At 51.9% G+C, this 16,759-nt stretch carries 12 protein-coding genes; 4 read left to right on the top strand and 8 right to left on the bottom strand.

All coding sequences use genetic code 11. From position 1 onward, the window contains the following. Positions 1-61 precede the first annotated feature (61 nt). Together I2123_RS12960 and I2123_RS25470 are read left to right on the top strand one after the other, a co-directional pair. Positions 62-1,231, top strand: a complete 1,170-nt coding sequence (locus tag I2123_RS12960; protein WP_213050648.1) for a serine hydrolase — start codon at positions 62-64, stop codon at positions 1,229-1,231. Positions 1,232-1,623: 392 nt separating this feature from the next. After that, the gene (locus I2123_RS25470; protein WP_244879813.1) at positions 1,624-5,262 is read left to right on the top strand and encodes a calcium-binding protein; all 3,639 of its coding nucleotides are present in this window, start codon (positions 1,624-1,626) and stop codon (positions 5,260-5,262) included. Positions 5,263-5,338: 76 nt separating this feature from the next. Here I2123_RS25470 and I2123_RS12940 read toward each other — a convergent pair whose 3' ends face one another. Both I2123_RS12940 and bla read right to left on the bottom strand, forming a co-directional pair. Then, positions 5,339-5,566, bottom strand: a complete 228-nt coding sequence (locus I2123_RS12940) for a hypothetical protein (RefSeq protein ID WP_213050647.1) — start codon at positions 5,564-5,566, stop codon at positions 5,339-5,341. A 154-nt stretch (positions 5,567-5,720) separates the two neighbouring features. Then, positions 5,721-6,608, bottom strand: coding sequence for a class A beta-lactamase (bla, locus tag I2123_RS12935; protein ID WP_112167742.1), 888 nt, complete (start codon positions 6,606-6,608; stop codon positions 5,721-5,723). Between the two features lie 112 nt (positions 6,609-6,720). On the opposite strand from bla, the gene I2123_RS12930 reads away from it, so the two are divergent. Next, positions 6,721-7,599 (top strand): LysR family transcriptional regulator, encoded by an 879-nt coding sequence (locus I2123_RS12930; protein ID WP_213050646.1) that lies wholly within the window; start codon positions 6,721-6,723, stop codon positions 7,597-7,599. Between the two features lie 51 nt (positions 7,600-7,650). Here I2123_RS12930 and I2123_RS12925 read toward each other — a convergent pair whose 3' ends face one another. Beyond that, a complete protein-coding gene (locus I2123_RS12925) occupies positions 7,651-8,589 on the bottom strand; it encodes an ABC transporter substrate-binding protein (protein ID WP_213050645.1) in 939 nt (312 codons plus the stop codon). A gap of 9 nt (positions 8,590-8,598) precedes the next feature. After that, positions 8,599-9,696 (bottom strand): LLM class flavin-dependent oxidoreductase, encoded by a 1,098-nt coding sequence (locus tag I2123_RS12920; protein WP_213050644.1) that lies wholly within the window; start codon positions 9,694-9,696, stop codon positions 8,599-8,601. Between the two features lie 207 nt (positions 9,697-9,903). On the opposite strand from I2123_RS12920, the gene I2123_RS12915 reads away from it, so the two are divergent. Beyond that, positions 9,904-11,019, top strand: coding sequence for an ABC transporter substrate-binding protein (locus tag I2123_RS12915; RefSeq protein WP_213050643.1), 1,116 nt, complete (start codon positions 9,904-9,906; stop codon positions 11,017-11,019). Between the two features lie 105 nt (positions 11,020-11,124). On the opposite strand, the gene I2123_RS12910 is transcribed toward I2123_RS12915, so the two are convergent. The 4 genes from I2123_RS12910 to I2123_RS12895 all read right to left on the bottom strand — a co-directional run bounded on the left by I2123_RS12910 (position 11,125) and on the right by I2123_RS12895 (position 16,748). Further along, positions 11,125-13,257 (bottom strand): TonB-dependent siderophore receptor, encoded by a 2,133-nt coding sequence (locus I2123_RS12910; protein ID WP_213050642.1) that lies wholly within the window; start codon positions 13,255-13,257, stop codon positions 11,125-11,127. Positions 13,258-13,614: 357 nt separating this feature from the next. Then, positions 13,615-14,595 carry an NADP-dependent oxidoreductase gene (locus tag I2123_RS12905; RefSeq protein WP_213050641.1) on the bottom strand — a complete coding sequence of 327 codons (981 nt, stop codon included), beginning with the start codon at positions 14,593-14,595 and terminating at the stop codon, positions 13,615-13,617. Between the two features lie 118 nt (positions 14,596-14,713). Further along, the gene (locus I2123_RS12900) at positions 14,714-15,655 is read right to left on the bottom strand and encodes an SDR family oxidoreductase (RefSeq protein ID WP_213050640.1); all 942 of its coding nucleotides are present in this window, start codon (positions 15,653-15,655) and stop codon (positions 14,714-14,716) included. Positions 15,656-15,686: 31 nt separating this feature from the next. Beyond that, positions 15,687-16,748, bottom strand: a complete 1,062-nt coding sequence (locus tag I2123_RS12895) for an alkene reductase (RefSeq protein ID WP_213050639.1) — start codon at positions 16,746-16,748, stop codon at positions 15,687-15,689. Between the last annotated feature and the right edge of the window lie 11 nt (positions 16,749-16,759).

Here is a 16,759-nt window from a genome sequence, read left to right as displayed (position 1 = left end):
TTTGTATAGATGCTGAGCGGATTTATGTTCAGGTCAATGCGGCATGTTTAAGGAAGATTCAGTGAAACGTAGTGTAATAAGTGTTTTATCTTGTGTGTTGTTGTTCTCTGCGGGCAGTGCGAGCGCTGTTGCGCCACTGGATTTCCCGGTTGTTCCCCCGAGCATTGATGCCGCGTCTTTTGTCCTGATGGATTACGCCAGCGGTGATGTGCTGGCAGCAGGGAACCCGGATGACCGTCGTAACCCGGCCAGCCTGACCAAACTGATGACCGGCTACGTGATTGACCGCGCACTGGATCAGAAGAAAATCACGATGAACGACATTGTGACCGTGCCGCAGGAAGCGTGGGTCGCTGGTAATAAAAGTCTGGAAGGTTCTTCGCTGATGTTCCTCAAGCCGGGCGATCGCGTTTCGGTACGCGATTTGATCCGCGGCATTATCATTACCTCCGGTAATGACGCCTGTGTTGCCATGGCGAATTATGTGGCCGGCAGCCAGGACAGCTTCGTGGGTATGATGAACAAATACGTCGTGAGCATGGGGCTGACCAATACCCATTTCGAAACTGTACACGGTCTGGATGCGCCGGGTCAGTACACAACTTCTTATGATCTCGCCAAACTTTCCCGCGCGATTATCGGTGGTGAACCTGAGGAATATCACATGTATAGCGAGAAATCGCTGACGTATGACAACATCACTCAGCAAAACCGTAACGGCCTGCTGTGGGATAAAAACCTGCAGGTCGATGGCCTGAAAACCGGTCACACCGAAAGTGCAGGTTTCAACATTATTGCTTCGGCCACGCAGGGCGATCGTCGTTTGATTGCGGTGGTCATGGGCGGGAAAAGTTCGAAAGGGCGTGAAGACCAGGCGCGTAAATTGCTGACCTGGGGCTTCCGTGAGTACACCAGCAAGCAAATCTTCAAAGCCAATCAGACTGTTTCCAGCGAGCACGTCTGGTTTGGGGCTAACGATCAGGTGAAAGTCGGTTCACTGAGCGATGTGTTCATCAGCGTTCCGCAGGCCGATGCCGATAAGCTGAAAGCCCAGTACGTGCTGACCAATCCGCAGGTCGAAGCACCGCTTAACAAAGGTCAGGAGCTCGGCAACATCAATATCGTGGATAACGGTAAAGTGATCAAAACTGTTCCACTGGTGGCGCTGGAAGACGTCGCGCAGGGCGGGATCATCAGCCGAGCGATTGATTATGTGAAGCTGAAGATTTAAAACCATTTAAATAATAGTTTTTCAGGAAATCCCTGGTGACCTCACCGGGGATTTTTTTGCCTGTTATCTGGCGTCATTCATATCGCCAGAATTATTTTGACTGGAATCGTAATAATTATGTTGAATTAAATGTGATTATTATTCATCGATTTGATGAGATTTAATTAAAAATATTATATTTCTATGGATCTGCGAGGTAGCGAAGGATAAATAAAGATATCTGTGACCCAGGTCGTAATTAAGAACTCGCTTTACATTTTTATTTTCAGTAATATTTCCAGCTTGCAATAACCATAAAATGTGTAAATGGGAATGCTTTTGATATTAAACTAAAGCTTAGCATGAATATTAATTGGTGGTAATTTAGGTTTTTATATAAAAGGAGTTATATTATGTCTGATACTCAAGAGCAAGAAAATATCATAACCGATCTCATTATTGAATATGCGAAGGATCAATCTCCGGAAACTCTAAGTGATTTAAAAGATAATTTTGATACATTTGTGGAGTCTAAGCTCGGAACTTCTGATGTAAATGCCAGTAAAGTAGATGCGGCTTCAAAATTTGCTACATCTACCTTCGCCGCGGTGGCAGAAAACAGTCGGGTAGCTTCATTAGACGCTCAAATTGCTGCAATGGATGCCAGTGGTGGACGAGGGAGTGCAGCATACATCGCCTTAGAAGCCGAAAGAAATGCAGCCGCCACTGCTGCTGCTGGGCATCGGGCTGATGCGGCTAAATATAATGATAGATACAATCTGCTTGATGGAAAACCGGTAAGGGCTGCTCAGGGCCTCTCTACGGCGTTGGGGGCCGCAGGGAAGGGTGAATATGCTTACGATCTGTATCAGTTATATAAAAAGGATCCGCAAGCAGCTGGAAAACAAGCATTTAAAGACCTCTCGGTAACATTGGCTACTGAGACTTATGGTACGCATGTGGGGATTACAGTGGGTGTAGGAATAGACCTTATCTACCGCGGCCACCCAGAATTAAATGCTTATAATGCATTAGTAGAGGGAGGGGTGATTGATAAATATGGGTACCGCATTCCGGGACGTACACCAAGTTTAGATGATGCCAAAAATGAACTCAGTCCCATTATTTTCGATTTAGACGGTGATGGTATCGAAACCTTAAGTAAACAACAGGGTATCTATTTTGATCATGACGGGAATTTTTTTGAAGAAAGTACCGGTTGGGTTGGTGCAGATGACGGACTTTTAGTCAGGGATATTAATGGGGACGGTCTGATCGATTCAGGTGCGGAATTGTTTGGTAATAACACCAGGCTTAAAAACGGTCATCTGGCGACTAACGGGTATGACGCGCTTAAGGATCTGGATGATAATAAAAATGGTCAATTAGATTCAGGAGATGCTATCTGGCAGCAATTACGTGTCTGGCAAGATGAGAACAGTAATGGACATGTTGATAGTGGAGAATTAACCGCGTTAGATCAATTAAATATAAAGACTATTGCAACGAAATATAGTTCGTCCACTTTTGTGGATGAGAACGGTAATGCTCACAGGCAAACAAGTACAATAACATTTAATGATAGTACTACAGCCGCTTCATCTGATGTGTGGTTCGACACAAACACTGCGGACACACGATACAGCGGTGAGTATGTTCTTACTGAAGAAATACTTGGCATGCCTTTCCTGAAAGGTTCAGGGAATATGGTCAATTTGCATATTGCCATGAGCCGAAATGATAAGCTTAAAACACTTGTTGAGCAATTTATTGCTAATCCCCTTGATGCGAGTAAAAGCAATCTGTTAGAGGATATTCTCTTCAACTGGGCTGGCGTGGAGAATGTTAGTCCTACTCTTCGTGGTGATGAATTTGACGCACGGAAAGTGGCTTTTCTTGAGGTCATTACCGGAGATATTCTCTCTACAGATAATTTGAATGGTTTGCCAAATAGAATAGCTATGCTTCAAAAAGAGTATCAGGAGTATTATGATTTCTCTTTAGCCCGGTTAATGATTCAGACTGCTTATCAGGATGAATTTAATCTGGTAACTATCGAATATAAAGATGATAAAATATCATTAAATATTGATGCCTTTACTCAGTATCTTGCTCAAGAAGAAAAGACAGATGTCATTCACTTTTATGATGTCAGCTATACTTTCTTAAACCTGCTTACTTATACTACTGACTTCAAAAATGAAGTGGAGCAAGTCAGTCTTTCATTTTCTAAATATAGAAGAGGCACGAGTGGAGATGAATTGCTGATTAATGACGGAAATAAATCAGAGGTTTATTTATTTTATGTCGGGCACGGGCAGGATAAAATTCATTCATATAACAATAAACAGTACGGGGATGTTATTCGTTTTGTGGGCTCAATGGCAACATCTGCGAATTTCGATAGATCGGGTAACGACCTCATTATTAACGCTTATGGCACAGAAGATTGCGTGACATTAACTGATTATTTTATTGAAAGTAGTTCTTCCACAAGTAATTACCGCACCAGCAGTTTTGTGTTTGACGACGCTACGCTGACGGTGGGAGATCTGGCGGCAAGGGGTATGACGTATACAGGCACCGAGGCAAATGACACATACTCTGGTTGGTATGGCGTAGACCGGATGACTGGCGGTGCCGGAAACGACAGCCTGAGCGGTGGAGGAGGCAATGATATTTTAGAGGGAGGAGTGGGTAACGACAGTCTCAGTGGCGGTAGTGGTACTGATATCCTGGAAGGCGGTGCGGGTAACGACTACCTAAATGGCGGCGGAGACAGTGATACTTACCTTTTCGCAGCGGGGCACGGCCAGGATACGATGTACGATTTTTCTACCATGAAAGAAAGCGATTTTCTTCGTTTTTCGGGTGCGAAGTCAGATTCGGCAATATTTGAACGTGATGGTAATGACCTGATTATCAAAGCCTATGGCACCGAAGACAGCGTGAGATTGAGTTATTATTTCATGGACGACGACAGGCAAAGCAGTGTCTTTCGCTACAGCCAATTCATTTTTGATGACGTGACACTGACTGCAGACGACCTGGCCACAACAGGTGTGATCTCAACTGGGACTGAAGGTATAGATAGTCTATTAGGTTGGTATGGCGCAGACAGAATGACGGGTGGCGCTGGTAACGATAGTCTTAGTGGCGGTAGTGGCACTGATATCCTGGAAGGCGGTGCGGGTAACGACTACCTAAATGGCGGCGGAGCCAGTGATACTTACCTTTTCGCAGCGGGGCACGGCCAGGATACGATGTACGATTTTTCTACCAAGAAAGAAAGCAATTTTCTTCGTTTTACGGGTGCAAAGTCAGATTCGGCAATATTTGAACGTGATGGTAATGACCTGATTATCAAAGCATACGGTACTGAAGATAGCGTGAGATTGAGTTACTATTTTCACGACGACAGGCAAAGCAGTGACTTTCGCTACAGCCAATTCATTTTTGATGACGTGACACTGACTGCAGACGACCTGGCCACATCAGGTGTTATCTCAACTGGGAATGAAGGTGCAGATAGGCTGTCAGGCTGGTATGGCGCAGACCGCCTTATAGGCGGCGCAGGTAACGACAGTCTTAGTGGCGGAAGTGGTACTGATGTTTTAGACGGCGGCGCAGGAGATGACACCTTAAACGGAGGCAGCGGCCAGGACACTTATCTGTTTTCTAACGGCCATGGAAAAGATCAAGTTAAGGATTCAGCGCTCAAATCAGAAAGCCCGGATATCCTGCAGTTCAATGACGCTACATTTAGCGATCTTTGGTTCTCCAAAAAGAACGCTAACCTGATGATTAACGAAAAAAATTCCGAAGACTCTGTTGAACTGATGAACTGGTTTTCGGCTACTGATTACAAAAACAAAGTTATTCACACGGCTGACGGTTATGATTTGACGAGCATACAAGTTCAAGAATTAATAGAAGCGATGAGTACTTTCTCTGCCACACATAGTAACCTGACGTTAGTGGAGCAACAGACAGAATTTATGCAGTCTTTTAATACTTCTTCGTACTTGTCATCTGACGCTATCAATAAGTAATAAACTCACTCCCTCTCAGGGATAATAAATGTTTGCTGAGAGGGAGTTTTTATTTACTACAGAACGGAATCGGTGTTCAGAAAACCTTGGAAGAAAAATCCGTTTTCACTTCGCTTTCAATATAAGTATTCAGGCCCCAGCCGGAGCGCGCCAGTTCTTTCATTTTCTCAAGATGTTCCGGGCCGGGATGGCGGATGTCGTATAAATACACGTGGTTATTCTTAAAGCGGACTTTGATCGAGTTGGCATCTATCTGGAAGCTGACAACCTGTGAATCACCGCTTTTGTTGGTGTAATTTTCCATGCTGCATCCTGTGAGCTAAGCCTGATATCGGGCGACATCCTCTATTAACCACGTTCAGCGGTTTCGCACAGGGCGGAAGTTCACAGTTTGCGCAACGCACGGAAAACTAACAGAACAATACGCCCATGAGGTGAGTCCACATGGGCGACGGACGTTACAGGTTTTCAGTCACGATTTTTGCGGCGGCGGCTAAGACGTCCTTACGGGCTTTGGCATCCTGCTGCGGCTGGGTGAAATAGGTCACCAAAATCAGCGGTGCGTGATTATCAGGCCAGACAACGGCGATATCATTGGTCGTACCGTAATCACCGCTGCCGGTTTTATCCCCGACGGTCCAGGAAGCCGGCAGACCGGCACGGATGCTGGCAGCACCGGTGGTGTTACCTTTCAGCCATGCCACCAGCTGCGCGCGCTGCGGTTCGGCCAGCGCATCACCCAGCGCCAGTTTACGCAGGCTTTGCGCCATCGCCAGAGGCGACGTGGTGTCACGCTTGTCGCCCGGAATTGCGGTGTTGAGCGTCGGTTCTGTACGGTCAAGGCGGAATGTCTCATCGCCGATCGAGCGCGCAAACTGGGTCACTTTCGCCGGCCCACCAAGTTGCGCGATAAGCTTGTTCATCGCCACGTTGTCACTGTATTCAATGGCTGCTGCGCCGAGTTCGCCAAGCGTCATACCGGTATCGAGATGTTTTTCAGTAATCGGGTTGTAGTTCACCAGATCTGACTTTTTGATATCCACATGCTTATTCAGCAGGTTTTTATCTTGCTCACTGGCTTTCAGTACGCCCGATGCCGCCATCACTTTACTCGTACTGCACATGGCGAAACGCTCTTCGCCACGGTAAACGGTCTGTGAGTTATCAGCGGTATTGATCATCGCCACGCCCAGACGGCCACCGGTGCTTTTTTCCAAATCAGCCAGTTTTTGCTGCACGGCTTTGGCCTGTTCAGGCGTCTGAGCCCATAGCGGGGCGCTGGAAAATAATAAAGGCATCAGGGCCACGGTCAGCAGCGCTTTATGACGAAATGTATTATTGAACATAGAAATCCTTATCTGTTGTATTGCGGAGACCGGCAATATCCTTGTTTGGCAGATTATTGACAAGCGAGAATAATTTCGCGCAGGATAAAGAAAAACTTATGGATAAGTCATTATGCGGACATCTCTGCCTCTCAATGCGCTGCGGGCTTTTGAAGCGTCAGCCCGACACCTTAACTTCACCCGCGCCGCGCTTGAGCTGAGCGTCACGCAGGCGGCGGTCAGCCAGCAAGTGCGTTTACTGGAAGATCGGCTGGGCACGGCGCTGTTTAAACGATTGCCGCGCGGGCTGGAGCTGACCGATGAAGCACTGGTGCTGTTGCCAGTTCTGACTGAGGCGTTCAGCCAGATCCAGACCGTGCTCAAGCGCTTTGAAGGCGGATATTTCCATGAAGTACTGACCATTGCGGTGGTCGGCACCTTCGCAGTCGGCTGGTTGTTGCCAAGACTGAAGGCGTTTCGTGAGCAACATCCTTTTATCGAACTGAAAATCCTCACCAATAATAACGTGGTCAATCTGGCCTCTGAAGGCCTGGATTTCGCCATCCGTTTTGGCACAGGCACCTGGGCGGCGACCGATAACCGGCTGCTGTTCGACGCGCCGCACACCGTTTTATGCTCTCCGGAAATCGCCCGCCGTCTGACCAATCCCGAATCACTGACCAAAGAAATACTATTGCGTTCATACCGTCCTGATGAATGGGATAAGTGGATGACTGCGGCCGGGCTGGCCCCGTGGCGGGCGACGGGCGCGGTGTTTGATTCCTCGCGTCTGATGGTGGAAGCCGCCATGCAGGCTGAAGGCGTGGCGCTGGTGCCGGTATCGATGTTTGCCCGCGAGCTGGAAAGTGGAAATCTGGTACGGCCTTTTGCGACTGAAATCACGCTCGGTAGCTACTGGCTGACGCGGCTCAAATCCAAACGCATGTCGTCCGCGATGCAGGTGTTCGACGACTGGATTAGCAGGGAGTTGCCGTTGTTATCAGAGCGATAAATGGGGCAAAGGAAAAGGCACCAGCAGGGGAACCGGTGCCGAAAAGCAGGATTATTTCAGCAGGAAAGAGTGATCAAACGTGCCGCTCACGTTGAGCGCGACAGGCAATAACCCCTGAGCGTGATAGAAATCCGCTGTCTGTTGTTGCTGTATTTCGGTCGCTGAGTCGATAGCCTGCCAGTAGGATTTGCGGCGTTCAAACGACAGCTTCGCCGCATCGAGCGGGAAACCGATAATCTTCGCCAGCTTTACGCTGTACGCATCCAGATTCTTATACGCCCAGATCTGGGCGTCGCTCAGACGCTGGAGATAGTCGGCAATCGCCTGACGTTTGCCCTGATCTTTCAGCGCGGTATCCGTCGCCGCGAGGAAGCTGTTACCGGACCACAGGCCGCGTCCGTTGACCAGCACCCGCAGATGATCCTGCGTCTGGGCGAAGGCGGTGTAGGGCTCCCACGTCGCCCAGACATCCACAGAGCCTTGCGTCAGCGCCAGCTTGGCATCGCTCGGCGGCAGAAAGCGGAAGGTGACATCTTTGGCAGTCAGCCCGGCAGATGCCAGCGCCTTCAGTGCCACGAAATGCCCGATAGATCCGCGGTTGGTGGCGATACTTTTGCCTTTCAGATCGGCCGCCGTTTTAATCGGACTGTCGGGCTTGACCAGCAGCGCGGTGCCGTAGGCATCTGATTTATCCACCGCGATAGCTTTCACCTGCGCTCCGGCAGCCTCGGCAAACAACAGGGGGGCATCTCCGATAATCCCGACATCCACCGCCTGCGCGTTCAGCGCTTCTGCCAGCGGTGCAGCGGCGGGGAATTCCGACCATTCAATCTTGTACGGCAAATTATCCAGTTTGCCCGCCGCTTCCAGCTGTGCGCGCATATTCCCTTTTTGATCCGCCACGCGCAGTGTCACAGTTTCGGCAAATGCCGCAGATATACTGGCGATCAGTGACACCGCCAGCAGCATATTTTTCACATTCACTCGCATTGCAATTCCTCAGACCAGACTGGTACGGGCAGGTTGACGACTGGCCTGACGGGCAGCGATTTTTTTCTTCGTCAGCGGGATCAGATGCTTGCCGTATTCGACAGCATCATTAAGCGGATCAAAGCCACGGATCAGGAACGTGGTAATGCCCAGATCGTAATACTTGAGTAGCGCCTCGGAGACCTGTTCAGGGGTCCCAACCAGCGCCGTTGAGTTAGATCCGCCGCCGATCAGCCCCGCGATACCGGTCCACAGGCAACTGTCGAGCCGGTCACCTTTTGCCACCGCATTTAGCAACCGCTGCGCCCCGACACTTTGCGGTTTGGCCGCCAGCACCTGACCGCTTTTCTCCTGCTGCGCTTTGGCTTTTGCCAGGATCTCATCGGCCTTCGCCCACGCCTCTTCCTCGGTGTTACCGAGAACAGGGCGGAATGAAATGCTGAAATTTATCTCCCGCTGATGCGCCGCCGCCGAGGCTTTCACCGCAGCGACGGTTTCCGCGGCGCTTGCCAGCGGTTCGCCCCACAGCGCAAAGACATCGGCATGTTTACCTGCCACGCGGATGGCATCTTCAGAGGAGCCACCAAAGAACACCGGCAAACGTTGCTGATAAGGTTTGATGGCCGAAAAGGCATTCTCTGCCTGATAGAATTCGCCCTGATGGTCGAAGCCTTTTTCCGAGTACCAGCTTTTTTTCAGCACATCGATATATTCATCCGTACGCTGATAGCGGCCAGACTTAGGTTCGAAATCGCCGTCACGGCGCTGTTCTGCATCGCTTCCGCCGCTGATGATATGCACGGCGACGCGGCCATCCAGAAGGTGATCGAGCGTGGCGAGCTTGCGGGCCGCCAGTGTGGGGGCAACAAAACCAGGGCGGTGCGCCAGCAGGAAGTGAATGCGGGAAGTGTTTGCTCCGGCATGGGCAGTCACCAGAAAGGCGTCCGGCTGATCCGAAGCGTAGGCCACCAGAATGCGGTCAAAACCCGCGTCTTCGTGGGCTTTGGCGAAATCGGCGATGTATTGCTTATCAAAAATCGGACCGGCAGGCGGGATGATTTCAGATGCCAGACGGTGGCCGATCATCCCGATAAATTGCACGCTCATGAGCTGTCTCTCCTTGGGTCAGAGGCCAGCGGAGGGAGGCTGCGCTGGCAGGAGTTATCACCATAAACGGGTTACTACTATGTTAGAAATTCATTATATCGATAAGCTAATATTAAAATTGCGCATTAAAGATGGGTATCCTCACGTTTGCGATACTCAACGATTATCATTATCATCCCCACATTAAAAATCCCTCCCTGAGGTACTATGCCTAAGTTCATTCCTTCGTTGCTGATCTCCTGCATGCTGCTCGCCGGTGCCGTGCAGGCCAAAACGGTGACAGATATTTCTCAGCGCACGGTTGAGGTTCCAGAAAATCCACAGCGCATTGTCGTCGGCGAAAGCCGGATGTTATATACGCTGGCGCTGGTTCAGGACGGAAACCCTGCGCAGCATGTGGTGGGGTGGCCGGGGGACATGGCGTCGCTGGATGCGCAGAGCTGGGCGATGTATCTGAAAGCTTTTCCTGACATCGGCAAGATCCCGCTGCTTGGGCAGAACAATTACACGCAGATGAACGTCGAGAAGGTTATCGCGCTGAAGCCAGATCTGGTGATTTTGCCCATTTACGCTAAAAAGCAGGACGATCACGATGTGATGCAAGAAGCGCTGACCAAAGCGGGGATCCCGGTGATCTACGTCGATCTGCGCGTCGATCAATTGCATAACACGATCCCCAGCGTGAAGCTGTTAGGCGATGTGCTTAACCATCCCGAAAAAGCGGCGCGTTTTATCACCTTCTATCAGCAGCATATGAACCGCGTACAGGAACGTATTGCCGCGTATCAGGGAAAGAAGCCTACGGTGATGTTGCAGTTACATCTTGGGCGTCGTGAAGCCTGTTGTACCACGGTGTCTCACGGTAATCTGGCGGATCTGCTGGCCTTTGCGGGTGGCGATAACATCGCTAAAGGCGCGTTTAAAAGCGTGTATGGCGATCTCAACCCGGAAGCGGTGATCGTCGCCAACCCCGATGTGTATATCACCACCGGTATGGCGGGGCCCGAAGGCAAGCGAGTGTCGAATCTGATGCTGGGCCCGCAGGTCACGCAGGAAGAAGCCGCGCAGAGTTTCCGTCAGGTGATGGATCAGCAACCGGTGCTTTCCACACTGAAAGCGGTGCGGGAAGGGCGCGCGTACAGCGTCTGGCATAACTTCTACCTCAGCCCGTATCATCTGGTGGACGTAGAAGTGTTTGCGAAAGCGATGTATCCGCAGCTGTTCAAGGATGTCGATCCGCAACAAACCATGAAAGATCTTTATCAACAGTTCCTGCCGGTGCCGTTCAGCGGGACTTACTGGAGTAAGTTACCTGCAAAGTAACGGGTGAAGAATAGTGTAAAACGAATAACGAATAACGAATAACGAAAACCGGCACATTTCTGTGCCGGCTCTGATCCACGTCTTAAACTTCTGTTTCTTCGTCTGTCAGAAATCTACGGCTGCTGAGAGCACCACATTGCGCGGTTCGCCTTCGATCACGCGTAAATTTCCTGCGCTTGAGGAGTAATACTCTTTGTCGAACAGATTATTTACGTTGAGCTTAATCTGGGTATGTTTGCCCAGCAGTTGGTTATCCCAGGCGACAAACGCATCGGCCACGGTGTAATCCGGCAAAGTGAAGCTGTTTTCCGGGTCACCCGCACGCGTACCGACGTAACGCGCACCGCCGCCTACGCGGAAATCGCCCGGCACCACTGACCAGCGCATGGTATGGCTGAGATAAAGGCTGCCCATATTGGTTGGCGCATTCACCAGACGGTTACCGACATTGGCAGAATTCACGTCATCTTCGGTGATTTCTGTTTTGTCGTAACTGTAGTTGGCGGTCAGATCCCAGTCTTTGGCTATTTCCCCGTTAAGCTCCAGCTCCGCACCCGTCGAGCGTGCTTTAGGAATATTGCGGGTTACGCCGTTAATGAATACCGACATGTCTTCTTCATCAATGCGATACACCGCCAGCGTGGCATCCAGACGCGGTGAAATCTGCCATTTTGTGCCGACTTCATAGGTGGTGCCGCTTTCCGGGGAGGCCACGTTGCCGTTGTCATCCACATCGGTGGAAGGCGTAAAGGATTTACTGTAGTTGGCGTAGAACGAGAGGTCATCCGTGAGTTTGTACACCACGCCCACCTGCGGAAGAAATTTGTCGTCGGTATCATCCAGACTTTGGGTGGGATTCACGAAACCGGACGTCTGCTTCTGGTTGTAATGCTGATAACGCCCGCCGACTACGCCGATCCATTTGTCGGTCAGATGAATACTGTCTTTCAGGTAGACCGATTTGTTATACAGCGTATTGCGCAAATTGCTGTTGCTGTCGGAATAAGTGCTGCTGTTAGTAATGGGTTCAACGCCATAGACCGGATCGTACATGTTAAACGTGCTGAAGGTTTTGCCACGATACGAGTACTGCTTGTAGGTTTCGTTTTTCTCGTAATCGACGCCAATCAGCAAGTCATTCATCATTCCGAAGATTTCCTGATTGCCGATCCAGTCCCATGACGTATAGCTGGTCTGATGGTTGAATCCGCGATTTGCATCCGCACGGCGGGTCACGGCGCCCGTTTCGGTATTCACTGCGGTGGCACGGACTTCATTGCTGTCATAACGGCGTTGCTGCCAGGCGTAGGTCAGCCGCGTTTTCCAGTCTTCATTCAGCTGATATTCCCACGTAGTATTAAGGCGTTTGGTTTTTCCCCAGGCGTGGTTAGCCAGTTCGTCGAGACGGCGGTTATAAGGAATATCCAGTGGTTTGCCGTTGGAAAATACTGTCCCGCGATCGTAAGGAATATCGTATTTGTATTCCTGATAACTGATGTTAAAACTGGCTTTTTCACCGAACCAGCTCAGCGAGGGCGCGAGCAGGGTGTGTGAGTCGCTGCCAAAGTTGCGCCAGTAATCTTCATACTGGCGCTCGGCTATCATGCGAAATGCGAAACCATTGCCAAGCGGACCGGTTACGTCGAGAGTTCCTGCTCCGCCACCAAATCCGCCGGTACGACCACTGACGCGGGTATTCCACTCATACTGCGGTTTTTTGGTGATCATGTTGATCACGCCGCCGGGGTTTTGGATCCCATACAGCAGTGAAGCCGATCCTTTCAGCACTTCGATATGATCGATAGTCGAATCAAATCCAAGCCCCTGATTGCTGCGCACGCCATCAATCAGAATCGACCCGTCACTGTTCGCCCCAAACCCGCGCTTAACGAAACCATCTTCCGTTCCGCCCAGCGTATTTCCCTGTGTCACGCCGCTGACAAACTTCATCGCGTCATCCAGAGATGTCACGTCGTAATCCTGAATCATCGACTGCGTGACCACGCTGACCGACTGCGGCGTTTCATTGAGCGGGGTATCGCTTTTGCTGGCAGTCGAACTCTGCGTTGCGCTGTAATCGGTGGTATCCAGCGCATAGGCTTGCGCGTTCACGGTAATGGAGTCTTCAGACGGCTGCGTCGCCGCAAGGAGAGGCGAGCAGTGGAGAATAGCGACAGCAACGACGGATTTTTTAAATCCACCGACAAGAGCCCCGCGCGGGGCATGGTTGAAAGACATGTGAGTGATTCCCTGAAATAAAATACAACCAAGTAAATACAAATGATAACGGTTTGCATTCTAATTGGCAGGTTTACGAAAGGGAACAAAAAAGGGTGATGACAATAATTACAATTATGGGTGGCTTCACTGGCCACTACTTCAAAACCGTGGGTTGCCACCCACACTGGCCCAAAGGACGCGTAAACGCGCGCCCTCTGGACTCCCGCGTTTTTTCAAACGTGTGCCATGCATCCCGGCCACGTTTCAGGCACTTCCGTTATTGCCGCAAAATCCCACCGCTGCGCGGTGCCCTCCGGTCGGGTTCAACCCGCGCAGTAAGGCCGCGCGGTTTTCCACCTCTTCCTCCTTTTCGCCTCATTTGAGGGTAAGGTCCGCAACGATCTTACCCGGTGGATGGCCGGTACGGTTGCGCTCAATCGCTAGGGGCAAATCGCCGAGACTAATCACCTCTGCAATTGTTGAACGCAATGTGCCTGCGGCGACCTGCTGAGCAATTGAGGCCAGGCGTGCAGTGTCCGGCTTGTTAGACAAAAAGACGCCACGGCGGCCTAGCGGTGCGCGAGCGATTACGTCCGGAGCAGCAATGCTTACCAAAAGTCCGCCTGGTGCCAGCAGGTCCCAGCACTGATCCAGTACCACGCCGCCGACCAGATCGACCACCAGGTCGAACTGACCCGTAAGATGTTCCAGGGTTTGCTGGCGATAATCTGTAACATCATCGGCACCCAGAGTTCGCACATGGTGAAGGCTCGTGGTCGATGCCGTAGCATGGACAGTTGCACCGGCCATCTTCGCGAACTGAACCGCAAAGCCACCCACACCGCCAGCCGCGCCCTGAATCAACACTCGCTTTCCAGACAGATCGAAATCCGCTGCCTGAATGACATGCCAGGCCGTCATTGCAGCTACAGGAATGGCGGCAGCCTGGACGTCGGACAGCCCTGCCGGCGTCAGGACGAGCTTCTCGGCATCAATGACCAGAAAGTCGGTGTAGGCTCCGACGCCACCGAGGGCCGCCATAACACGATCCCCTGGCTTCACGTTCGTGACGTCGTGGCCAGTTCGAATCACGACGCCAGCCATTTCAATGCCAAGCGTCGCAGGCAGGGTCAGCTTGAAGCGCTCGCGCAGGTGGCCTTCACGGATTTTCCAGTCGATGCCGTTTACCGCGGCGGCCTTGATCGATACCAATACCTCGCCCGGGCCCGGCTCGGGTGAGGAAACGTGATCAACCTTGAGAGCTTCAGGTCCGCCGTAAGCGTGCAGCCTTAAGGCACGGCCCTTGGCCTGCTGTTCGTTAGTATTGCCCCTGTCAGGGGTTGGTGAATGGTTCATACCTGTCTCCTCCTGGCGAGACGCCGCCGCTGAGGGCGGTCCCGCTATCGCGTGCCGTTTTTCTCAAATGATGGCGCAACGTCGCGTCATCATTGCATTGCCACCCCATCCCTACGTCTTAGGGAATAAGCTGCTGATTTCGTGCCCATCGTGTGATCGCATCGCGCGCTGTCGGAGCGGGTCCGAAGAAGTCCTCGTGCCTGGAGATGTCCGAGACATAGAGCCCCGTTCTGAAGAACAGGAACATCTGGATCAGATCATACCCGAGTTCGGAAAACAGCTTGACCGGCCGTGCGGCCACCCGAATCATCCACCAGGGAATGATCTGGATCTTCAGACGTTTATTGATGACATCAGAGATGATATCGGCCAGCTCCTGCTGGTTCTTAGGACCGTCGCTCCAGCCAACATCGATCGTCTGGTTGACGATTTCGGCGCCAGGATAGATCGCCGCCTTCGTAAGATAGGAGGCAAGGTCATCCGTCAGCACGTAGGACCACCTTGTGGTCTTGTCGCCCATCCCCTGGAATTTCCCATCTTTCACGGCCTTTGCGATAAAGTCTGTGCTCTGGTCGAGAAACGAGGGTGCCCGGACAAAGACGTATGGCACGCCGGACTTTTTGATCAGATCTTCAGCCACTTTCTTGGCGTGGAAATGAGGCACAGCGGACGCGGCTTCGCAACTCACGATGCTGAGAAAAACAAATCTGCTCACTTTCGCCCGCGCGGCGGCCTCGATGAGGTTTTTGTTGCCCTGAAAGTCGGTATCGAGGCTGCCCTTCATGTAACTGTTTGCCGAGCTGACGACGACGTCAACGCCCTCCAATGCACGATCCAGCGACGCCGGATCCATCATATCGCCGCGAACCCATTCGATGTCGGCGTCCCCACCTGAGGGGGCGCCCTTTCGCGACATGGCAACGACGGCCGCGCTTTTCTCAAGCGCGAGGTTGTGCAGAATCTTTGCGCCGAGGAAACCTGTTGCGCCGACGACCAGGACTTTCTTTCTCGCCGGCGTGAGGGTATCCGCGACGGTCGCAAGTTGCGGTGATTGAGCCATTATCTAATATCCTTTCATGAGCGGGTAGGGTTCAGAGGTTGAGGGCAGGGTAGTCGGTATAGCCCTCTGCTGTGCCGCCGTAGTATGTTTTGTGGTCCGCAGCGTTCATCCCGGCGTTCGTTTTAAGTCGCGCGACGAAGTCAGGATTGGCCAGGACTAGCTGACCATAGGCTTCCAGATCGGCCAGTCCCGACGCCACATCGATGCCAATCTGCTCACGCGGACGACCAGGGCGATTGACGATCAATGATTGATGCCAGAGCTGGCGGATATCAGTGAGCAGCGCTTCGTTGCCCTGGTGCATGATGTGCAGATAGGCAAGACCGAGCTTGTCGAGTTCGGCAACGAGGTAACGATAGAGCTCCGACCCTTCCGAACCTTCATCAATTCCCCATATCGTCGTACCGGGAGACAGGCGGATCGCAGTGCGGTCCGCGCCGATTTCCTCGGCAATCGCTGAGGCCACTTCGATGGCAAAGCGGGCACGGTTCTCGATAGAGCCGCCATACTCGTCCGTGCGCGTGTTGGCGCTTGGCGCGAAGAACTGTTGGACGAGATAAGCGTTAGCGCCATGAATCTCGATACCATCAGCACCGGCTTCAATCGCAGAGCGCGCCGCATTGCGGAAATCGGCGACGGTCTGGCGCACCTCTTCGGTTGTCAACGCGCGCGGTGTGGGGATGTCCTGCATCCCTGCCATGGTAAACATACCCGCACCCGGCGCGATTGCGGAGGGTGCCACGCCCTGGCGATGGTGCGGAGTGTTGTCGGGGTGGTTCATGCGCCCGGCATGCATGAGCTGGATGAAGATTTTTCCGCCCTTGTCGTGGACGGCAGATGTGATCTTCCGCCAGCCGGCGACATGTTCGGGTGCATAGATGCCCGGTGTCATCAGGTAGCCCTGGCCGTCATCGGAGGGCTGGGTGCCTTCAGTCACGATCAGGCCGAGGCTGGCGCGCTGTTCATAATATTCGGTGGATAGCTCCCCGGGTGTCCCGTCGAAGGCAGCCCGGCTGCGGGTCATGGGTGCCATGACAAGTCGGTTGGTCAGTGTGTAGCGTCCTACATGGACAGGTGCGAATACTGGATTCATTTGAGTTCTCC

It is taken from the genome of Rahnella inusitata, assembly GCF_018288855.1.
GTDB classification, from domain to species: Bacteria; Pseudomonadota; Gammaproteobacteria; order Enterobacterales; family Enterobacteriaceae; genus Rahnella; species Rahnella inusitata.
Note: the sequence above shows the minus strand (reverse complement) of the source record. Positions and strands in the feature narration are given on the sequence as shown.